At 71.7% G+C, this 20024-nt stretch carries 16 protein-coding genes and 2 pseudogenes; 11 read left to right on the top strand and 7 right to left on the bottom strand.

Features of this window, described 5'->3' with window-relative positions; all coding sequences use genetic code 11:
* Positions 1-414: 414 nt before the first annotated feature.
* The 3 genes from ACZ6TD_RS07090 to ACZ6TD_RS07080 all read right to left on the bottom strand — a co-directional run bounded on the left by ACZ6TD_RS07090 (position 415) and on the right by ACZ6TD_RS07080 (position 4360).
* Positions 415-1584 carry an amidohydrolase family protein gene (locus ACZ6TD_RS07090; RefSeq protein WP_471351668.1) on the bottom strand — a complete coding sequence of 390 codons (1170 nt, stop codon included), beginning with the start codon at positions 1582-1584 and terminating at the stop codon, positions 415-417.
* A 3-nt stretch (positions 1585-1587) separates the two neighbouring features.
* Positions 1588-2946: a glutamine synthetase gene (locus ACZ6TD_RS07085; protein ID WP_471351667.1), complete on the bottom strand. Its 1359-nt coding sequence runs from the start codon at positions 2944-2946 to the stop codon at positions 1588-1590.
* Positions 2947-3145: 199 nt separating this feature from the next.
* Positions 3146-4360: a CdaR family transcriptional regulator gene (locus ACZ6TD_RS07080; protein ID WP_471351665.1), complete on the bottom strand. Its 1215-nt coding sequence runs from the start codon at positions 4358-4360 to the stop codon at positions 3146-3148.
* Positions 4361-4395: 35 nt separating this feature from the next.
* Here ACZ6TD_RS07080 and ACZ6TD_RS07075 point away from each other — a divergent pair.
* From ACZ6TD_RS07075 to ACZ6TD_RS07060, 4 genes and pseudogenes are all read left to right on the top strand, one after another.
* Positions 4396-5127 (top strand): annotated as a pseudogene (locus ACZ6TD_RS07075) (MFS transporter); the annotation flags it as partial.
* Positions 5010-5924 (top strand): MFS transporter, encoded by a 915-nt coding sequence (locus ACZ6TD_RS07070; RefSeq protein ID WP_471357526.1) that lies wholly within the window; start codon positions 5010-5012, stop codon positions 5922-5924. The pseudogene ACZ6TD_RS07075 and the gene ACZ6TD_RS07070, both read left to right, overlap by 118 nt.
* Positions 5921-7207 (top strand): NAD(P)/FAD-dependent oxidoreductase, encoded by a 1287-nt coding sequence (locus tag ACZ6TD_RS07065; protein ID WP_471351663.1) that lies wholly within the window; start codon positions 5921-5923, stop codon positions 7205-7207. Before ACZ6TD_RS07070 ends, ACZ6TD_RS07065 begins: the two co-directional genes overlap by 4 nt.
* 27 nt (positions 7208-7234) lie before the next feature.
* Entirely contained in the window at positions 7235-8380 is a 1146-nt protein-coding gene (locus tag ACZ6TD_RS07060; RefSeq protein ID WP_471351661.1) for a glycoside hydrolase family 88/105 protein, read from the top strand.
* A gap of 51 nt (positions 8381-8431) precedes the next feature.
* Here ACZ6TD_RS07060 and ACZ6TD_RS07055 read toward each other — a convergent pair whose 3' ends face one another.
* From ACZ6TD_RS07055 to ACZ6TD_RS07045, 3 genes and pseudogenes are all read right to left on the bottom strand, one after another.
* The gene (locus ACZ6TD_RS07055) at positions 8432-9514 is read right to left on the bottom strand and encodes a PQQ-dependent sugar dehydrogenase (RefSeq protein WP_471351659.1); all 1083 of its coding nucleotides are present in this window, start codon (positions 9512-9514) and stop codon (positions 8432-8434) included.
* 11 nt (positions 9515-9525) lie between these two features.
* Positions 9526-10332 carry a hypothetical protein gene (locus ACZ6TD_RS07050; RefSeq protein ID WP_471351658.1) on the bottom strand — a complete coding sequence of 269 codons (807 nt, stop codon included), beginning with the start codon at positions 10330-10332 and terminating at the stop codon, positions 9526-9528.
* Between the two features lie 80 nt (positions 10333-10412).
* Positions 10413-11633 (bottom strand): annotated as a pseudogene (locus ACZ6TD_RS07045) (glycoside hydrolase family 27 protein); the annotation flags it as partial.
* A gap of 279 nt (positions 11634-11912) precedes the next feature.
* On the opposite strand from ACZ6TD_RS07045, the gene ACZ6TD_RS07040 reads away from it, so the two are divergent.
* The 7 genes from ACZ6TD_RS07040 to ACZ6TD_RS07010 all read left to right on the top strand — a co-directional run bounded on the left by ACZ6TD_RS07040 (position 11913) and on the right by ACZ6TD_RS07010 (position 18548).
* Complete coding sequence (locus ACZ6TD_RS07040) at positions 11913-13748, top strand: discoidin domain-containing protein (RefSeq protein WP_471351656.1); 1836 nt, start codon at positions 11913-11915, stop codon at positions 13746-13748.
* A gap of 61 nt (positions 13749-13809) precedes the next feature.
* Positions 13810-13953: a pyrroloquinoline quinone precursor peptide PqqA gene (gene pqqA / locus ACZ6TD_RS07035; protein WP_470007186.1), complete on the top strand. Its 144-nt coding sequence runs from the start codon at positions 13810-13812 to the stop codon at positions 13951-13953.
* A gap of 10 nt (positions 13954-13963) precedes the next feature.
* Entirely contained in the window at positions 13964-14863 is a 900-nt protein-coding gene (gene pqqB, locus ACZ6TD_RS07030; RefSeq protein WP_471351655.1) for a pyrroloquinoline quinone biosynthesis protein PqqB, read from the top strand.
* Entirely contained in the window at positions 14860-15567 is a 708-nt protein-coding gene (gene pqqC, locus ACZ6TD_RS07025; RefSeq protein WP_471351654.1) for a pyrroloquinoline-quinone synthase PqqC, read from the top strand. Before pqqB ends, pqqC begins: the two co-directional genes overlap by 4 nt.
* A complete protein-coding gene (pqqD, locus tag ACZ6TD_RS07020; protein WP_471351653.1) occupies positions 15564-15848 on the top strand; it encodes a pyrroloquinoline quinone biosynthesis peptide chaperone PqqD in 285 nt (94 codons plus the stop codon). The genes pqqC and pqqD overlap by 4 nt, the downstream gene beginning before the upstream one ends.
* Positions 15845-16978 carry a pyrroloquinoline quinone biosynthesis protein PqqE gene (gene pqqE, locus ACZ6TD_RS07015; RefSeq protein WP_471351652.1) on the top strand — a complete coding sequence of 378 codons (1134 nt, stop codon included), beginning with the start codon at positions 15845-15847 and terminating at the stop codon, positions 16976-16978. Before pqqD ends, pqqE begins: the two co-directional genes overlap by 4 nt.
* 91 nt (positions 16979-17069) lie before the next feature.
* Entirely contained in the window at positions 17070-18548 is a 1479-nt protein-coding gene (locus ACZ6TD_RS07010) for an SDR family oxidoreductase (RefSeq protein WP_471351650.1), read from the top strand.
* A gap of 92 nt (positions 18549-18640) precedes the next feature.
* On the opposite strand, the gene ACZ6TD_RS07005 is transcribed toward ACZ6TD_RS07010, so the two are convergent.
* On the bottom strand, positions 18641-19903 hold the full coding sequence (locus ACZ6TD_RS07005; protein WP_471351649.1) for a glycosyltransferase family 4 protein: 1263 nt from the start codon (positions 19901-19903) through the stop codon (positions 18641-18643).
* Positions 19904-20024 lie beyond the last annotated feature (121 nt).

Genomic DNA, 20024 nt, shown 5'->3' with positions numbered 1-20024 from the left:
CTGGGGTGCCGGACGGGTCTTTCCCCTCCCCGCCCCTTCCCGCTGCCAGGGGCTCCGCCCCTGGACCCCGGTGGCCGACGGGCCGACCGTCGCCGCGATCAGCTCACCGGCCGGGGCGCCGACCGCACCACCCGCGACGCGGTGATCGAGCGGCCGACCGGTGGGCGGGGGCCGGGGCGTCTGCGGGGCGGGCACTGTTCGCGGCGGACGGTGAGGGCGTGAATGCCCGCACCGGCGGGCTGATCGCGGTCGGCGCGCCGGCGCGGCGGATGACCGGGCGGACGTCCGCGCGTCTCCGGGTCCCCGGCCGGGGTCCGGGGCGGAGCCCTGCTACGCGGTGGGCCGCGTATCGATGCCGCGGGAAGGGGCGGGGAGGGGAACAGCCCGCCGCGGACGTCACGATCCGTCGGCCCCCTACCCCTCGCGGGGGGCCGGGGTGCCCAGGCCGTAGACGCGGCGGGCGTTGTCCGCGCCCAGCAGCGCCGCCACCCGGCGGGCGTCGCGGCGCGACCAGGCGCCCTCCGCCACCCAGTGGGTCAGCAGCCCGGTCAGCGCCTCCCGGAAGAGCCGCGCCCCCACCACATACAGTTCGGGCAGCCCATAGGCGTCGGTCGAGAAGAGCACCTTGCCGAACGGGGCGAGCTCCAGCATCTCGGCGAGCACGGCCCCGGCCCGCGCTCCGGTGTGCGACAGGGCCAGCCCCACATCGGCGTACACATGCGGGAAGACAGCGGCCAGATAGGCGGCGCCGCGGTGGTACGGATAGCCGTGCAGCAGGATCAGCGTGCAGCCCGTGGGGCGCACGGCGCGGATGAAGTCGGTGAGGGCGAGCGGATCGCAGCGGTCCAGCCGCAGATCGGGATCGCCGAACCCGGTGTGCAGTTGCAGCGGCAGCCCGGTGTACGCCGCCGACCACAGCAGATGGCGCAGCAGCACGGGGTCGGTGACCCGGGCGGCGGCGGTGCCGCCCTGGGCGCGCCGGGACAGCCAGTGCTCGGCGGCGGTGTGGACGGCGCCGGGGCCCGGCGGATCGGCCTCGAAGTCCAGGCCGTAGCGGTAGGCGGCCACCGACTTGAAACCGGCCGCCGTACGGGCCGCCTCCCGGATCCCGTCCGCCACCCCGGTCAGGAAGTCGTCGGCGGTCAGCGAGGTGTCGGCGATCCGCTCCGCCAGCAGCTCCAGCCGGACGATCTCGTGCGCGGTGGCACCCGCCGCGAGGGCCAGCTCCTGAGGGGTGGTCAGATTGCCCGGCAGCCCGGTGTCCACCAGGAACTCGCTGATCCCGGCGGCGCTCAGCAGCCGCCGGGTCACCTCCCGCGCGCCCAGCTCGCGCCGCCGGGCGAGGTACGGGGCGGGCGGGCAGTGCGGTTCGAGGTCCAGCAGCGGCGGACACCAGCGGCGCACCGCGAACCCCAGCTGGCTGTCGAAGAAGGTGGTGCCGAGCGCGGCGGGCGCGTCGGATTCGGTCAGGAACGCCTCGAATTCGGCCGAGCCCAGCTCGGAGCGGGCCACCCCATGGCAGTGGTGGTCCACCAGGGGCGGCAGCGGCGGCTCGGTCGGATCCGTCTGCTCGGCGGCCTCCATCGGTCAGTACCGCCTCCGGGTCGCGACGGCGATCTCGCGCGGGGACGACTTCTCGAACAGGGCGGACTCCGCCCGGCGCACCGCGGCGATGGACTCGAAGAGCGGATCGCCCAGCGCCTCGCGCAGCACGGTCGAGTCCTCGAAGTGCTCCAGCGCCGTCAGCAGCGAGGTGGGCAGCCGCCGCTCGCGTCCCTCGGCGGCCGGGTCCCCGGAGACGGGCGGGGGCAGGGAGAGCCCGGAGTCCATCCCGCCGAGGCCCGCGGCGATGACCGCGCCCGCCACCACGTAGGGGTTGGCCGCCGGGTCGAAGGACTTGATCTCGGCGTTGGAGGCGCCCGGGTCGTCCGGTGCGCCGGTGATGAAGCGCACCGCGGCCTCCCGGTTCTCCAGGCCCCAGCACTGGTACGCCCCGGCCCAGCGGGAGGGCTCGAGCCGGAGGTAGCTCGCGGGGGAGGGGGCGCCGATGGCGAGCAGGGCGGGCAGCTCGCGCAGCACCCCGGCGAGGAACGCCTCGGCCGTCGCGGTCATGCCGTGCGGCCCGTCGCCGTCCCGGCACAGATTGCGGTCCCCCTGCCACAGGCTCAGATGGAGATGGGCGCCGTTGCCGACCCCGCCCGGGTCCACCACCGGGCCGAACATCGGGTTGAGCCCGGCGCGTCCGGAGCACGCCCGGATCGTCTCCCGTACCAGTACGGCGAGATCGGCGGCGCCGACCGGATCGGTGGGCGCCAGGGACACCTCGAACTGCCCGGGGGAGTACTCGGGATGGAGCTGGTGCACCTCGGTGTGCTGCGCGTCCAGCGCGCCCAGCAGATCGGCGAGGTAGTCGGCGAGGTCGACCACCCGCGCCATGCCGTAGGCCGGACCGGCGGTGGGGTAGTGCGGCGGGTCCTGGTCCGGGTCGCCCGTGGTGACGACCCACTCGGTCTCGAACCCCATGCGCACGGTCAGCCCCCGCTCCCGCGCCCGCTCGGCCATCCGCCGGGCGAACAGCCGCTGGCAGACGGGGTGCGCCCGGCCCCGCTGGTCGTACCGGTCGACCGGGGCCCAGGCCCAGCCGGGCTGCGCGGCCAGTGGGGTGAGCCGGTCCAGATCGGGAAGGAGCCGCAGATCCCCGTCCGGGCCGCCGACATGGCGGCTGGTGGTCATGGAGTCGTCCACGAGATAGACGTCGAAGACGGGGGACATCCCGACCCCGCGCCGCGCGGCATGGGGCAGCCGCGCGGTGGGCACGGACTTCACCCGGGTCAGACCCGCGTTGTCCACCCAGGTCAGCGCGATGGCCTGGATGCCGTTCGCGGTGAGCCGCTCGGCCTCCTGCCGAGCCCGTGCGTATGCCTGCTCGCGATCCCCGGTCCCCATGGGCGCCTCCTCAGCCACGTCCTGTACGCCGAGACTATTGCCTGCGGACGGTCTTGTGGTGACGCATTGTCCCGATCGCATACGGGGTGTGACGGTGGCTTATGCCGGTCGGAGGTTGACACGACCGGCCGGGGCGTCGAGGGGGTCGGCCCGCCCGCCGAGGCGTCCGGTTTCGGCCACGTAACGGAGACCGCCTACGTCACCCGGCCCCCTCCCGGAGGATGTCGGCGAGGGAGGCGAGATACATCTCGATGGCCTGGCCGGGCTCGCGCACCCGGCGGCCCGACAACTTCCCGATCTTCTCCAGCCGGTACAGCAGGGTGTTCCGGTGGATGTGCAGCCGCTCGGCGACCCGGACCAGCGACAGGCCGCCCTCCGCCCAGCCGATCAGCGTCTCCCGCAGCGTCGGCCAGTCCGGCTGCTCGCGCAGCCGCCCCAGCACCGCCTCGGTGAACCGGGCCCGGTCGTGGGGCGGTATCGAGCCCAGCAGATGCGGCACCCGCAGCTCCGAGGCGAGGAAGACCCGCTCGCCGGGGAAGACCGCCGGCCCGGTGCGCAGTGCCGTCGCCGCGTCGCGGTAGGAGCCGTGCATCCCGGCCGCCCCGGCCCCCGGCTCGCCGACGGCCATCCGGCCGTCCAGGCCATGGCGCTCCGCGAGCAGCGCCAGCAGGTGCTCGCAGCGTTCGGGAAGCCGCTCCGGGGCCGCGCGCCCCTCGTACGCCGCGGCCAGCACCGCGTACCGCCCCGCGGTCTGCTCGCCCGCCACGTCCTGGCGGTCGCGGAACACCTCCCGCACCGTCCGCAGCACTGTCAGCCGGGACACCGCCGCGGGGTCCTCGTCCGCCCGGTCCGGCGCGCCCGCCGAGCGCACCTCCAGCAGCACCGAGCTCCGGGCCACCCCGGGCGCGAGCCCCAGCTCGACCGCGCGGGTGGCCACCGCCTCCGGGCCGACCACCTCGGGGTCGTAGAGCGCGATGTCCCGGACGAAGTCGTCGACCGCCCGCTCATGGAGCATCCGCGAGCGCAGCAGCGCCGCCTCCTCCAGCAGGATCTCGGTCTGCCGCCGCACCACCAGGCCGAAGCGGTGCACCTCCTCGGGCACCCCGGTCAGACAGACGGTGCCGATCACCTCCTCCCCGACGGTGATCGGCAGGCTCATCCCCGGCCGTACGCCCCGCATCCGGCCCGCCTGCTCGGCGGTGTGGGTGGCGGGGCGCCCGGTGCGCACCACCTCCAGGGACGCCTCGTGGACGGTGCCGACGCGCGCGAGGTCGCCACAGCCGATGACCACCGCCTCGGGGTCGGTGATCAGCACATTGAAACCGGTGATCCGCCCGATGTCGCGGGCGATCTCCTGCGCCAGCTCCGGCGTCAGTACGGGAGGGCCGCCGAGCGGGCCGCCAAGGGGATCCATGGGCGGATCGTACAGACGCACTCGCCCAGAGGTCGATGTCTTCATACGCTTCGAACGATGACCGGGGACCCGTCGCTGCCTACCGTCTTCCGTCAACACCACCGGGCGCCCCGCACCGCCCGGCCATCCGTCCCCTCCTCCCCAGGAGCCCTCCTCAGGAGACGGCCATGAGCACAGCATCCCTGGAGAAGTCCCGTCCCACCCGCACTCACTGGCTCATCACGCTGTACGCCGGCGGCGGCGAGTTCTGCGACGGCTACATTCTCAGCATCATCGGCGTCGCGCTTCCGCTCCTCACCGCCGACTACCACCTCAACTCCTTCGACGCCGGAGTGGTCGGCTCCGCCTCCCTGGTCGGCATGTTCGCCGGGGGGCTGGTCTTCGGCTATGTGACCGACCGGGTCGGGCGGCAGAAGGTCTATCTCTTCGACATCGCCGCCTTCATCCTGCTCTCCGCGGCCCAGTTCTTCGTCACCGATCCCTGGCAGCTCACCGTATTGCGCTTCCTCATGGGCATCGCCATCGGTGCCGACTTCGCGATCGCGGGCACCATCGCGTCCGAGTTCGCGCCGCGAAACTCCCGGGGACCGCTGCTGGTCATCATGGTCACCATGTGGTCGGTCGGCGCCGCCGTCGCGTACGTCGTCGGCTGGGCGATGTTGTCCTCCGGCCACGACGACTGGCGCTGGATGCTCGCGAGCAGTGCGATACCCGCCGTCCTCATCCTCCTGCTGCGCTTCGGCACCCCCGAGTCCCCGCGCTGGCTGCTCAGCAAGGGCCGCGGCAAGGAAGCGGAGGCCGTGCTCAAGCAGATGCTCGGCCCGGACGCGACCCTGGACGACCTGGAGGCCGACACCGCCTCGCGCACCCGCTACGGCGATATCTTCCGCGCGCCTATCTGCGGCGGACCGTTTTCGTCAGCGTCTTCTGGGCCTGTCAGCTGCTGCCGATCTACGCCATCACCACCTACGAACCCACCATCCTGTCCTCCTTCGGACTGGCCGACGGCAACGACTCCTACCTCGGCTCGGTCGTGGTGCAGATCTTCTTCGTGCTCGGCTCGCTCTCGGGGATCCTGGTCATCAACAAGGGGCGGCGCACCCTGCTCCTGTGGAGCTTCGGTCTCTCCGCGATCCCCCTGCTCTGCCTCGCCGCCCTCGCCCACCCCTCACCGGCCGTCGTGGTCGTCCTCTTCGCGGCCTTCGGCGTGGCGTGCTTCTCCAGCCAGTGTCTCCAGGCCATCTACCCCTCCGAGCTGTTCCCGACCGGGGTCCGGGCCACCGCCAACGGCTTCGCCACCGGCATCAGCCGTGTCGGCGCCGCCATCGGCACCTGGGGAGCGCCCGTCGTCCTCGACCACAGCACCCGGCTGGCCATGCTCCTCGGCGCGGTGATCTGCGCCATCGGCTGGGGAACGTCGTACGTCCTCGCCCCGGAGACCAGCGGGCTCACCCTCGCCGACGCCAGTGCGGCGGACGCGGACCACAGCCCCCGCGGGCGACCGCGTGCCGGCCGTGACACCTCTTCGACCACACCGTCCCCCGCGGTGAAGGAGCCCTCATGACCTTTCCGGACACCCCGCCCTCCACGGTCACCATCGTCGGCGGCGGAGTCGTCGGCCTGGCCTGTGCCCACTACCTCAGTGGCGCCGGGCTGCGGGTCACCGTCCTCGAACGCGACCGGCTGGGCAGCGGCGCGTCCCGCGGCAACGCCGGGGAGGTCTGCCCCGACCTGGTCGAACCGCTGGCCGCGCCCGGTGTCATCGGCACGGCGCTGCGCGGGCTGCACCGCCAGGACAGCGCACTGGCGATCCACCCCCCGGCCGGTGCCGAACTGCTGCGGTTCCTGGTCCGGTTCGGGATGCGGGCCACCTCGCGCCACTACGCGCGGGGGGCCGCCGCCCTCGGCGCGCTCGCGAGGGGCACCTTCGGGCTCTTCGAGGAGCTGGAGGCGGCCGGTGTGGACGGGGAGGCGCACAAGGACGGCTTCCTGTTCGCCTTCCCCTCCCGCGCGTACGCCGCCGAGGCGCTCGCCGCCTTCCGCCGCCTGGACGCCCCCATCGCGCCCGGGGGTGTGCTGGAGGGGGCCCGGCTGGCGGAGGCGGAGCCCTCGCTCACCGAGGGCGCGCGGGCGGGGTTCGTGGTGGAGCGTCAGTGGTCCCTGGATCCCTCGCTCTTCGTGGACCGGCTCGCCGAGCGGCTGCGGAGCGACGGGGTGGAGCTGGTCGAAGGGGCGCGTGTCTCATCGATCGTCGACCGGTCCGGCCGGACCGAGGTCCGGACCTCGGCGGGCACCTTCCGCGCCGACACGGTCGTCATCGCCGCGGGCATCGGATCGCGGGAGCTGGTGCGGGGGCTCGGCAAGGACATCGACCTGGTGGCGGGCAAGGGCTACAGCTTCTCGGTGGCGGCCGAGCCGCCGCCCTCCCGCCTGGTCCACCTCGGCGCGGCCAAGGTGGTGCTCACGCCGATGGGCAAGCGGGTCCGGGTCGCCGGGACGATGGAGTTCGAGCGCGACGCCGACCGGTTCCGGCAGCGGCGCGTCGAGGCCATCGTCGCGGCCGCGCGCCCGTATCTGCGCCATGCCGACTGGGACGACCGCCAGGAGGAGTGGGTGGGGCCGCGGCCGATGACCCCCGACGGGCTGCCGCTGATCGGCCCGGTGCCGGGCCATCCCCGGGTGCTGCTGGCCACCGGACACAACATGCTGGGGCTGATGCTCGCGCCCGCCACCGGCCGGCTGGTGGCCGGACTGCTGACGGGGGCGGCGGATTCCCGGCTTTCCTCCGCTTTTGATCCGGTACGGACCGTTCGCCGCTATCCTTGGCGTGTACATGGCGTCCAGTGAGGCGCCCTGACATCCAAGGAGACTCCAGTGGTCAGTCGCAGAACCCTGCTCGCGAGCACACTGGGCATCACCGGCGGCCTTCTCCTCCCGACCGCGGGCGCCGGAGCGGCGCCCGCCGACTGGTCCCGGGCGGTGGTGGACTCCACCATCGCCCGCTACCCCGACCCCGCGTCGCTCGGCGGCTGGGGCTACACCCGGGGGCTGTTCCTGCTCGGCGCCTACCGCGTCTACCAGCGGGTCAAGGAGCCCTCGTACCTGGCGTACATCAAGCGCTGGGTGGACGCCTTCGTCGACGCCGACGGCCATATGGACCGGACCTTCGACAACCTCGACGCGATGCAGTCCGGCAATCTGCTGCTGATCCTCCACCAGGAGACCGGCGACCCCCGCTATCGGACCGCCGCCGACCAGATCCGGGACCGGATCACCACCTATCCGCGCACCGCCGACGGCGGGATGTGGCACGCCACCGGCAAGACCAACGAACTGTGGGGCGACGGTGTCTTCATGGCCCAGCCCTTCCTGCTGCGCCACGGCATCGCCTACGGGGACCAGGCGTACGCGTTCGACGAGGTCACCAGGAACCTCTCGGTGTACTTCCGCCACCTCAAGGCGTCCAACGGGCTGATCTACCACGCCTACGACGCCGACGGCGACGCCCCCTGGAAGCCCGACCCCACCACCGGCACCTCCGCCCACTTCTGGGCACGGGCCATCGGCTGGACCGCGATGACCCACGTCGAGGTGCTGGAGCTGCTCCCCGCGGACCACCCGCGCCGCGCCGAACTGCTCGGCAACGTACGGCACCTGGCGAAGGGCTTCGTGCGCTACCAGGACCCGGCCACCGGCCGCTGGTTCCAGGTCGTCGACAAGGCGAGCGAGCCCGGCAACTGGACCGAGACCTCCGCCTCCAGCATGTACACCCTGATGCTGCACGCCGCCCTGGGACACGGCTGGATCAGCGGCGGCGGCTACGCCTCGGCAGCCCGCAGGGGCTATCAGGGCGTGCTGAAGAAGGTGTCGGTCGGCTCCGACGGGCTGACGAACATCACCGACATCAGCGAGGGCACCAACGTCGGGGACCTGGCCTACTACCTCGGCCGCAAGCGCAATACGAACGACCTCCACGGTCTGGGCGCCTTCCTGCTGATGAACGAGCGGCTCGCGCACTGACGCACGCGTACGGTCGCGCCCCTGGGGGCGCGACCGTACGCATGGCGGCCGCTACTTCAGTCCCACCTCGAAGACCTTGTCCGCGCCGTCCGGCTCCCCGCCGTTGTTGTCCGCGTTCGTCGTGGACAGCCACAGCGTGTTCTTGCCCGGCACGGTCTCCACGGTGCGCAGCCGCCCGTAGGAGCTGGTGTAGTACGCCTTCGGGGTGCCCGCGCTCGTCCCGTCCACCGGGATCCGCCACAGCCGCTCACCGCGCAGCGCCGCCATGTACATCGCGCCGTCGGCGTAGGTGACCCCGCTGGGCGAGGCGTCGCCGACCGACCACTGGCGCTTGGGGTTGGTCATCCCGGAGGTGGAGCAGTTGCCCTCGCAGGTCGGCCAGCCGTAGTTCTTGCCCGGTTCGATGAGGTTGAGCTCGTCGTACTTGCTGTTGCCGAGCTCGGCCTCCCACAGCCGGCCCTGCGGGTCCCAGGTGATGCCCTGCGGATTGCGGTGGCCCAAGGAGTAGACGAGGGTGCCGAACGGATTGCCCGGGGCGGGTTTGCCGTCCGTGGTCATCCGCAGGATCTTCCCGTTGAGGGAGTTCTTGTCCTGGGCGAGATCGGGTGTCTGCGCCTCCCCGGTGGTGGCGTAGAGATAGCCGTCCGGGCCGAACTTGAGGCGTCCGCCGTTGTGGTACTTGTTCTTCTTGATGCCGGTGACGAGCGCCTTGTAGCCGCCGAGCGAGGAGCCGTCGTAGGTCATCCGGGCGATCCGGTTGCCGTCGGACGCCGTGTGCATGAGGTAGATGTAGTGGTCGGTGCTCCAGTCCGGGGAGACGGCGAGGCCCATCAGCCCGCCCTCACCACCCGTGGTCACCACATTGGGCACCGTGCCGACCTGCGTCCTGGTGCCCGACTGGGTGAGTTTGTAGACCTTGAAGGAATCGCGTTCGGTGATCAGTGCCGAGCCGTCGGGCAGCCAGCTGAGCCCCCAGGGGATCGTCCAGCCGGACGAGACGGTCTTGATGTCCGACGGGGCGGAGTCGTCCCGCGCCGGTGCCGCGTTGCCCGCGCCCGTCTGGGTGAGCAGCAGGCCGGCCACGAGTGCGGTGGTCGCTGCCGCGGCCACGAGGGTGTTCCGGTGACTCTTCATCGCGTGCCCTCCTACTGGAGCTTGTACGCCTTGAAGTTTCGGGTGAGCAGATACGTGGTCTGGAGGCCGCCGCTGTTCAGGCTCCGGTAGATGCCCCACTTGGGCCGCAGGTAGTTCTTGCCGCGCCATAGGTCCAGGCCGGTGCGCTTGTACGAGGCGACTCGTCTGCCGTCGGTGGTCACCGACCAGTCGGCGTACGCACCCGAGTCGGCCGCCTTGACCTCGACCGACACATTGCTCCACTTGCCCTGGATCGGCGCCATGTCCGCAGCGCCGGCCTCGGTGAGATTGTCGTCGTCGTCCGACGTCCGTATCTCGACCTTCGGGCCGTCGCTGTGCTGGTGCAGCGACATCGTGAACAGCGGGGCGGCCACGTCCCCCACCTTGATCTGCATGATGTGGGTGAAGCCGGTGGTCGCGTCGAGGGTGTCCGGCACATACATCTGGTACTGGATCCGCCAGGTCTCGTTCTTGAGGATCTTGACGGCGGATCCGTCCTGCTTCATGCCCCTGACCTCTTGGCGCTGGCGGTCGGTACTGGTGTCGACGTCCTTGGGGTAATGGATGTCGGTGCGGAAACCGCCCTGGTACGGGTAGATGTGGGTGACGCCGGGATGGGAGTCGGCGCGGTCGTCCTCGGCGCCCTCGAACGCGGAAGCGACGCTCGCCCCCGACGTGGGGTTCCACTTGAGGCTCCAGGACGCGGCCGGCGCCTGCGGGGACCGCTCGGCGCCGTAGGCGACCGCGGCCGGGGCGATCAGCGCGGCCGTGGCCGCGAGGGCCAGGGCGGTGCGCGGTAAGAGCGGCGGGCGCTCCATCAAGGATTCTCCTGTCTGATCCTTGTTCACATCGAGGGACTGTAAGGAAGGGTTCCTAACGCGTCAACAGTTCAGCCGCGCGTCACCCGGAAGACGACCGTGCCATGTGCGGGCACCGAGGCGCTGATCGAGCCGCTCGTGGTGGAGGTGGCCTTCGACCACAGGTCCTTGAGGCGGTACGAGGAGGAGCCGCCGAGACCGATCGCGCTTGCCGTCGTCGAGATCGTCTTGCTGGACGAGTTCTCGTTGAGCAGTGCCACGGCGCGGTCGCCGTTCGCCAACTGCTTGGTGTACACGGTCTTTCCGCCACTGGAGGAAACGATGGTGGCCTGCTTGCCCAGGGTGTCCTGGTCGAGCGCGATGATGTCGGTGTTCTTCAGGATCGACTGGGTGGTCGCGGAGGCGTTGCGGATGTCGCTGCCGATCAGCAGCGGCGCCGCCATCATCGCCCACATGCTGAAGTGGGTGCGGTACTCGGTGGCCGTCATCCCACCGTTGCCGACCTCCAGCATGTCCGGGTCGTTCCAGTGGCCGGGGCCGGCGTACTGCGCCAGGTCGTCGTTGATGTGCAGCTTGTCGATCATGCTGGACCACTTGTCGCTGATGTCGCCGGTGGTCCGCCAGGAATTGCCGACCGGCTCGCCCCAGGTCCACACCTTGGGGGTGGTCTGGCCCCATTCGCAGAGCGAGTAGACGATCGGCCGGCCGGTGGCGGCGAGCGCGTCGCGCATGGCCTTGTAGCGCTGCTGGGCGTCGACGCCCTGGTTGTTGCAGTTGTCGTACTTGAGGTAGTCCACGCCCCAGGAGGCGAACAGCTTGGCGTCCTGCTTCTCGTGGTTCAGTCCGCCCGGGAAGCCGTTCGCCGCGTTGCAGGTCTTGGTGCCGGCGCTGGTGTAGATCCCGAACTTCAGCCCCTTGGCGTGCACATAGTCCGCCACGGCCTTGATGCCGTTCGGGAAGCGGGTGCGGTTGGGCACCAGATTGCCGCTCGCGTCCCGGCTGGGCTCGGCCCAGCAGTCGTCGATGTTGACGTAGGTGTAGCCGGCGTCCTTGAGGCCGAGTGAGATGAACGCGTCGGCGACGCCCTTGATCATGGATTCATTGAACGAGGCGTCGCAGTGCGTGGCGTTCCAGTTGTTGAAGCCCATCGGGGGCGTTCGGGCCACGCCGTTGTCCAGGGCCGCGGCCTTTGGCGCCGCGGTGGTGAGGCTGACGGTGAGGGCGCCGGCGGCGACCGTGGTGGCCGCGGTGACGGCCGCGAGACAGGAGCGAAGTCTGCGCGATCGGGTGGACCTCTGCATGATCATCTCCTTTGGGCGCGGACAGTGCATCGCGGAAGGTAGGAGGTATGGCGTGATGAGTCAAGGAATGGTGTGGACCAAGAAGGCGGCCTGTAAGCGACTTTCGGCCGATAACCGTCAACTACCTGCGTGTTGGGCGTGGTTCTCGCCACCCTGCATCGGGTATCCAGCCAAAGAGGTCGGAGGATTTTAGGCGCACGCTTATTGACCGGACATCACCAACCGGTGACGCTGCAACGGAACGGCACAGGACCGATACGCCCCGAGAAGGAGCCCCCCATGGGCCGCAGATCGTGCCGCCGACTCGGCGCCTGGCTGGCCGCCGTGCTGCTGGCCGTCGCCACTCTCGCCCTGACCAGTCCCACCCCGGCGCAGGCCGAGGTCACCAACCCCCGGCAGCAGTGGCTGCGCCAGTCCCAGGCGGGGCTCTTCCTGCACTGGGGCATGCGCACCTCGCCCGGCTACACCAGCTGCTCCGCCTGGGAGAAGGCGGTCACCGACGGCGGCTGGGACGCCGGCTACTGGGTCGCCGAGGCCAAGAAGCTGCACGCCTCCTACCTGGTGCTCGCCTCCTTCCACAGCCGTCTGGGCTATGCGCGGGCCTGGCCGTCCGCCATCCCCGGAAGCTGCTCCACCCAGCGGGACTTCCTCGGCGAGCTGATCGACGCGGCGAGCGCCCAGGGGCTGAAGGTCATGCTCTACATGACCGACGACCCGCAGTGGCACGCCGAGGGCGGCCACGAGTGGCTGGACTCGGCGGCCTACTCGGCTTACAAGGGCCATGACGTCGACCTGACCACGCGCGACGGCTTCGGCGAGTACTCCTACGACAACTTCGTGGAAGTGATGCGGAAGTACCCGAAGCTGTCCGGGTTCTGGATCGACAACGACAACGACTACTGGATCGACCACGGGCTCTACGAGAAGATCCGCGCCGACCGTCCCAACTGGCTGCTGAGCAACAACAACGAAGACACCCCGATCATGGACACGGTCAGCAATGAGCAGAAGACCGGGATGACCCCGGCCTATGACTACCCCCAGGCCATCTGGGCCCCGCAGCCCCGGCTCACCGAAGCCTGCTTCAAGCTGCCCAGCAGCGGGGCCTGGTGGTACAGCGGCACCGATTCGGCGGTGGACCAAGGACTCACCCTCGGCCGGCTGATCAGCGACTCCGGATCCTCCGTCAAATCCCTCATGGCCGAGACCGCCCAGGTCAACGGGCGCTTCCCGAGTAAACAGGAAGCGTTCAACAACTACGCCAAGACCTATCTCGACAAAATCTGGGGATCGCTGGGCGGCACCGAGGGCGGTGGCTACTCCTACGGCGGGCTCCAGCCCGGCGCCTGGAACGACGGCGCCCACGGGGTGACCACGGTGAGCACGGCCGACCCCGACCGCCACTTCGTCCACGTCCTCACCCGGCCCTCGGGCTCCACGCTGACGTTAAGGGACAACGGCTACACGGTGACCGGCGTCACCGACTACCGCACCGGGAAGAAGCTGACCTTCCGCCAGGGCGACGGCCGGATCACCATCTCGGGCATCACCGACTGGGATCCGTACGACACCGTCCTCGCCGTCCGCACCGACGGCCGCCAGGGCATCGTTCCGCCGGATTCCCTCACCGCGAGCGCCAGTGTCTCCGCGAGCGGCCACCCGGCCTCCGCCGTGCTCGACGGCGATCCGCGGACCTACTGGGACAACGACACCACCCTGCCCGCCTCGATCACCTTCGACCTGCGGTCCGCCAAGAGCATCCGCTACCTGGCCGTGAACCAGCGGGAGTGGTCGGTCTCCTACGCCCGCTCCGACACCGAGCAGTCCGCCCGCATCCGCGACTACCAGGTGCACGTCTCCGGCAACGGCCGTGACTGGGGCAGCCCGGTGGCGTCCGGAACGCTGCCCAGCGCCCGCGGTGTGCGGTTCATCGACATCCCCGCCACCACCAAGCGCTACGTCCGGCTCACGGTGAACAGCACCTGGGCCGCGTCCACCGATACCAAGCACTATCGCAAGCTGCTGCTGGACGAGGTGCGCATCGGATCCGCCTACCCCGGGAGCGGCCGCACCACCACCGACGGCGGGGCACCGCGGATCCGGACCGGTAGCTGACGGCCCGTCCGACCCGCCCCGTTGATGCATCCCCCACCCAGATGGAAGGCAGGTCGAAGCGATGAACGACACCACACCGCGCACGGCGCCCGAGGCGGCGGACCGCACCCTCAACGACGCCGGCGAGACCGCCTGGCAGACGCCCGACTACGTGGTCGTGGAGACCGCGCTGGAGGTCACCGCCTACTCGCTGAACGCCCGCTGAGCCCCCCGCCATGCGCGTGCGCGTGCTCGGCACGGCGGCGGGTGGCGGCGTACCCCAGTGGAACTGCGCGTGCCCCGGATGCTCCGGGGCACGCGCCCACCCGGGGTGGCGCCGCCGCCACGCCTCGCTCGCCGTCCAGGCCGACGAAGGCCGCTGGTACCTGGTCAACGCCACCCCCGACCTCGGCGACCAGGTCGAGGACTGCCCCGAACTGCACCCCGGGCCCGAACCGCGCCGGACCCCGCTGGCCGGGGTGATCCTCACCGACGCCGAACTCGACCACACCCTCGGCATCGCCCGGCTGCGCGAGGCGGACGGCATCGAGATCGTGGCCACCGCCCCGGTGCGGCACGCCCTGCTGACCGGGCTCCACCTGGGCGAGGTCCTCACCCCCTACGCCCGGCTGGACTGGCGCCCTCTCGGCCCCGGGGACCGGCCGCTCGCCGAGGGCTCGCCCCTCGCCGTCGGCGCCGTCCCCGTCTCCGCCAAACGCCCCCGCTACGCGGCCGGACTCGATGCCCCGGACGACGACGCCTGGGTGGTCGCCCTGCGGCTGACCGACCGCGCCACCGGCCGCTCCCTCCTCTACGCCCCCGCGCTCGCCGCCTGGCCCGACGCCTTCCAGCGCGCCGCGGAACAGGCCGACTGCGTGCTGGTCGACGGCACCTTCTGGTCCGATGACGAACCCCTCACCAGCGGCTTCGGCTCGCGTACCGCCACCGCCATGGGTCATCTGCCGATCGACGGACCCCACGGCACGGCGCACCGGCTGGCCGCACTCGGAGCACGCACCCTGTACACCCACCTCAACAACACCAACCCCCTCAACGACCCGGCCGCGCCCCAGCACTCGGGCTTGGCGAGGCTGGGCGTCGAGGTGGCCGCCGACGGGATGGTGATCGACCTGTGAGCACCCCACGGACCCGGCTCGAGGAGCGGTTGCGCGCGGTCGCGCAGGAGCGCTACCACGACCGCCACCCCTTCAACGTACGGATGCACGCGGGCGAACTCACCCCCGCCGAACTGCGCCGCTGGATCCTCAACCGCTTCCACTACCAGCGCCACATCCCGGTCAAGGACGCGCTGATCACCGCCAAGCTCGACACCCCACGGCTGCGCCGGATGTGGCTGCGGCGCATCCAGGACCACGACGGCGCCACCGACGGCGAGGGCGGTATCGAACGGTGGCTGCGGCTCGGCGAGGCCGCCGGCCTGGACCGGGACCGGCTGCTGTCGGGTGATGAGGTGGTGCCCGGGGTGCGGCTCGCGGTCGACGGCTACGTCAACTTCTGCCGGCTGCGCGACCCGCTGGAAGCCGTCGCGGCCTCGCTCACCGAGCTGTCCGCGCCCGGCATCATGCTCACCCGGATCGACGCCTTCGAGCGGTACTACCCCTGGATCGAGCGCGAGGGCCTGGCCTACTTCCGCAACCGGGTCGGCCAGGGACGCCGGGACAGCACCGAGGCGCTCGACCTCGTCCTGACCTGGGCGCGGACCCCCGAGGACGAGGACCGCGCGGTGGCGGCGCTCGCCTTCAAATGCGATGTGCTGTGGTCGCTGCTGGACGCGGTCGACCACGCCGACACCAAGGACGGCCCGGGGGAGGGCACATGACCGGCCCCGGCACCGGGCCCGCCCCGGCCGGATGGCGGCCCGCGCTGTCCCCGGCCGTGAGCCTGCGCCACGACCGGGTGCGGGACGCCGATCTGCTGGTGCTGCCCGAGCGGGTGGTGGTGCTGCGCGGCAGCGCCGCGAAGATCCTGCGGCTGTGCGACGGCGACCGCGACCTCGACGCCATCGTGGCGGAACTTCGCAGCCGCTTCCCCGGCGCGCCCGTCGCCGAGGACGTGCCCGCCTTCCTCGACCGGATGCGTGCGCAAGGCTGGGTCCGATGACGGCCGCGACGAGGCTGGGTCCGGTGACCGCCGCGCCCCGCCCCTGGGCCCTGCTCGCCGAGCTCACCCACGGCTGCCCGCTGCACTGCCCCTACTGCTCCAACCCGCTGGAGCTGGTCCGCCGCTCCCGTGAGCTGACCACCGCCGAGTGGGCGGAGGTGATGCGGCAGGCCGGGGAGCTGGGCGTAGTACACACCCATCTCTCCGGCGGGGAACCGCTGTTGCGCGGAGATCTCGCCGAGATCGTCACCGCCGCCGAATCCGCCGGAATCTACACCCAGCTCGTCACCAGCGGCGTGGGCCTGGACGGCGCCCGGCTGGCCACGCTGACCGCCGCCGGGCTGCGCAGTGTCCAGCTGTCCGTGCAGCACGCCGACCCGGCCGCCTCCGACCGCATCGCCGGCCACCGCTCGTACGCCGCCAAGGAACGGGCCGCCGCCCTGGTGCGCGCGGCCGGCCTGCCGCTCGGGATCAACGTCGTCCTGCACCGCGACAACCTCGACGCGCTCGACGCCATCATCCAGCGCGGCCTGGACTGGGGCGCCGACCGGATCGAGCTGGCCAACACCCAGTTCTACGGCTGGGCGCTGCGCAACCGCGACGCCCTGCTGCCCACCCGCGACCAGCTCGCCCGGGCGCGGGACACGGTCCAGCGGTGGCGGGAGCGACTGGGCGGGGCCACCGACCTGGTGTGGGTCGTGCCCGACTACTTCGACGGCGTGGCCAAGCCCTGTATGGGCGGCTGGGGCGCGGTCTCGCTGACCGTCGCCCCCGACGGCACCGTGCTGCCCTGCCCCGCCGCCGCGAGCCTGCCGGACCTGGACCCGCCCACCGTCCGCGACCATTCCCTGGAGTGGATCTGGGACCACTCGGGCGCCTTCAACCGCTACCGGGGCGAGGAGTGGATGCGCGAGCCGTGCCGCACCTGCTCCCGCCGCGCGGAGGACTTCGGCGGCTGCCGCTGCCAGGCGTACGCCCTGACCGGCGACGCCGCCCGCACCGACCCGGCCTGCGCGCTCTCCCCGGACCACGGTGTGATCCGCGCGCTGACAACGGACACCGGGCACCCGGCCGGAGCGGGCACTCCGGGGCCGACCGGCGGCTATGCGTACCGCAAGCCCGGAGGGTGAGGCCGGGCACGGTTTGGCGCATACGCCCCCGCTTCCGTAAAGTTTCGCCGTTGTCCAGGGGAACAGGCGATCCAAGAAAGCGGCAGCGGCGATGACGGTGACTGACGAAGGCCGGGCCGAGCGTGCCCCGGCCGAGGAGCCGGGCATCGACCCGGAGCGGCTGGCGACCTGTCTGAGCGTCCTCGCGGAACTCGACCGGCTGCCGGTCGACCACCCCGACGCGATCACGGTCCGCCGGGCCACCTCCGGGATCTACCGCAGCGTGAAGCAGCGCAGGCGCCAGGAGCGGCGGGCCGCGAAGACCGCGAACGACAAGGCCGTGACCGAGGCCACCGCCACCGGCGCCGCCGACCGGGTCGACGACGAGACACTGGGCCTCGCGCTCACCAGCTCGGTCACCACGGAGATCGCGGGCATCCTGGAGCGCCCCCGCTCCTGCTACGTCTGCAAGACCCGGTATGTCGAGGTCGACGCCTTCTACCACCAGCTGTGCCGCGACTGCGCCGCCGAGAACCGGGCCCGCCGCGACGCCCGCACCGATCTCACCGGGCGCCGTGCCCTGCTCACCGGCGGCCGGGCGAAGATCGGCATGTACATCGCGCTGCGGCTGCTGCGCGACGGCGCGCACACCACCATCACCACCCGCTTCCCGGTCGACGCCATCCGCCGCTTCAAGGCCATGCCGGACAGCGGGGAGTGGCTGCACCGGCTCAAGGTCGTCGGCATCGATCTGCGCGACCCGGCCCAGGTGATCGCGCTGGCCGACGCGGTGAGCGCCGCGGGCCCGCTGGACATACTGATCAACAACGCCGCCCAGACCGTCCGCCGCACCCCGCAGGCGTACGCGGAGCTGATAGCGGGCGAGTCGGCGCCGCTCCCCGCCGGGGAGCTCCCCGAGTCCGCGGTCCTCGGCGCCTTCGGCAGTGGCGCCCAGGCGGCCCTGCCGGCACCCCGCGCGCCCCGGGACGGCGCCCTCACCCCGCAGGACCTCACCGCCCTCGCCCTTCACCGCGGCTCGGCCTCACCGGCCCGGATCGAGGCCGGGACCGCGATCGACGCGGGCGGGCTGGTGCCGGACCTGGACCCGAGCAACACCTGGGTGCAGCGGGTCCACGAGGTGGACCCGGTCGAGATGCTCGAGGTCCAGCTGTGCAATGAGACGGCGCCGTTCATCCTGGTGAGCCGGTTGCGCCCGGCGATGGCGGCCTCGCCCGCCCGGCGCAAGTACGTGGTCAACGTCTCCGCGATGGAGGGCAAGTTCGGCCGGGGCTACAAGGGCGCGGGCCATCCGCACACCAATATGGCCAAGGCCGCGCTGAACATGCTGACCCGCACCAGCGCACGCGAGATGTTCGAGTCCGACGCCATCCTGATGACGAGCGTCGACACCGGATGGATCACCGACGAGCGCCCGCACCCGGACAAGATGCGGCTGGCGGCCGAGGGCTTCCACGCCCCCCTCGACCTGGTGGACGGCGCGGCGCGGGTCTACGACCCGATCGTCCGGGGCGAGCGCGGCGAGGACCTCTTCGGCTGCTTCCTGAAGGACTACGCCCCGACGTCCTGGTGACGACTACGCCCCGACGTCCTGGTGACGACGGGGCACCGCCGGACGGAGGGGCGCGCACACCCGCGCCCCGCTCGCCGCGGCCGGGCCTGGGGTCACGCGCTCGCCTTGCGGCCCGCCGCCGGGGTGCGGCGGCCGGGGGAGAGGCCGAAGCGCCGGGCCAGCCGCCGCAGGCGGGCGCGGGCGGCGGTCCGGTAGCGCTCCCAGAGGCGGGCGAACCGGCTCGCGCGCAGCTCCTCGAAGAGCTGGTCGTAGCGCCGGGCGATCGGCTCCGGGTCATAGACCCGGGAGCTCTCCAGGGCGGCCGCGCCCATCGCCCGCCGGGCCGGGGCGTCACCCATCAGCTCCATCAGGGCGCTCGCCAGCGCGTGCTTGTCCCCGGTGGGGACGAGCCGTCCGGTGACCCCGTCCTTGATGATCTCGGCGGGGCCGAGCGGGCAGTCGGTGCTCACCACCGGCACCCCGCAGCGCATGGCCTCCACGATCGTCATCCCGAACGACTCGGCGTCCGAGGCGACCGCGACCAGCGACGCCTTGGCGAACTCCGCCTCGATGGGGGAGCGGGACCCCATCAGCTCCGCGCTCCCGGACAGGCCCAGCCGCTCGATCCGCTCCGCGAGCCGTTCCTTCTCCGCGCCGCCGCCGTAGATCCGCAGCCGCCAGGCCGGGAACTTCGCCGAGATCTCCGCGAAGGCGTCGATCAGCAGGTCGAAGCGCTTGCCGCGGACCAGCCGCCCGGCCGCCGCGATCACCGGCTCGGTGCCCTCGGAGGGGGCGACATCGGGCTCCGGGACGCTGTTGGGTATCGCCAGGGTCCGTACCCCCGGCATCGGCATCTTCTTGCGGTAGACCGCGGCGTCCGCCTCCGTCGTGGTGACCACGGCGTCCAGCGTCCGGTAGAACGGGGCCAGCTCCGCCCGCAGCTTCTTGCTGTGCGCCTCGTACCGCAGGTGCTCCTGGGCGATGCGCAGCGCGCGGCGCGGGGCGAAGCGCGATACGTAGACGTTCACCCCCGGCCGGGTGCCGACGATCACATCGGCGTCGCAGCCGCGCAGATACTCCGCGGCCCGCGTGTCGATCAGGCGGTTGTACTGGTGGTTCCGCTTCTCGGCGGCCGGAAAGTCCCGGCTGGGCTCGAAGAACAGCGGGTCCTTGGCGTCCGCGCTCTCCGGACGCGAGTCCACCAGGGGGACCAGCCGCACCCGCGGGTCGAGGGCGAAACGCGGCGTCTCGCGGTGCCGCATCATCGAGACGATCTCGACCTCGTGGCGGTCGGCGAGCGCCGTCGCGAGGTTCATCGTCGTCCGGATCGTTCCGCCGATCCCGTAGGCGTTGTGCAGCAGGAATGCGATCTTCATGCGGTATTTTCTCCGGCCGGGTGCGTCCCCGGGGCGAGTTTCCCCCGGAAGCTGGTCGACACCTTGTCGAGGCCCGGTAAGTCCACCGCGTGAAGAAGGTGAGAGCGGGGTAAGAAGGCCC

The organism is Streptomyces yongxingensis, from assembly GCF_055597465.1.
The sequence above is the reverse complement of the archived record's forward strand: the minus strand, read 5'-3'. Positions and strand labels throughout refer to the sequence as shown.

What these genes read in the sequence shown, in the direction of transcription:
- ACZ6TD_RS07090 (WP_471351668.1), bottom strand. Translation starts at nt 1,584, where the DNA reads ATGGAGGCCGCCGAGCAGACGGATCCGACCGAGCCGCCGCTGCCGCCC.
- ACZ6TD_RS07085 (WP_471351667.1), bottom strand. Translation starts at nt 2,946, where the DNA reads ATGGGGACCGGGGATCGCGAGCAGGCATACGCACGGGCTCGGCAGGAG.
- ACZ6TD_RS07080 (WP_471351665.1), bottom strand. Translation starts at nt 4,360, where the DNA reads ATGGATCCCCTTGGCGGCCCGCTCGGCGGCCCTCCCGTACTGACGCCG.
- ACZ6TD_RS07065 (WP_471351663.1), top strand. Translation starts at nt 5,921, where the DNA reads ATGACCTTTCCGGACACCCCGCCCTCCACGGTCACCATCGTCGGCGGC.
- ACZ6TD_RS07055 (WP_471351659.1), bottom strand. Translation starts at nt 9,514, where the DNA reads ATGAAGAGTCACCGGAACACCCTCGTGGCCGCGGCAGCGACCACCGCA.
- ACZ6TD_RS07050 (WP_471351658.1), bottom strand. Translation starts at nt 10,332, where the DNA reads ATGGAGCGCCCGCCGCTCTTACCGCGCACCGCCCTGGCCCTCGCGGCC.
- ACZ6TD_RS07040 (WP_471351656.1), top strand. Translation starts at nt 11,913, where the DNA reads ATGGGCCGCAGATCGTGCCGCCGACTCGGCGCCTGGCTGGCCGCCGTG.
- pqqA (WP_470007186.1), top strand. Translation starts at nt 13,810, where the DNA reads ATGAACGACACCACACCGCGCACGGCGCCCGAGGCGGCGGACCGCACC.
- pqqB (WP_471351655.1), top strand. Translation starts at nt 13,964, where the DNA reads ATGCGCGTGCGCGTGCTCGGCACGGCGGCGGGTGGCGGCGTACCCCAG.
- pqqD (WP_471351653.1), top strand. Translation starts at nt 15,564, where the DNA reads ATGACCGGCCCCGGCACCGGGCCCGCCCCGGCCGGATGGCGGCCCGCG.
- pqqE (WP_471351652.1), top strand. Translation starts at nt 15,845, where the DNA reads ATGACGGCCGCGACGAGGCTGGGTCCGGTGACCGCCGCGCCCCGCCCC.
- ACZ6TD_RS07010 (WP_471351650.1), top strand. Translation starts at nt 17,070, where the DNA reads ATGACGGTGACTGACGAAGGCCGGGCCGAGCGTGCCCCGGCCGAGGAG.
- ACZ6TD_RS07005 (WP_471351649.1), bottom strand. Translation starts at nt 19,903, where the DNA reads ATGAAGATCGCATTCCTGCTGCACAACGCCTACGGGATCGGCGGAACG.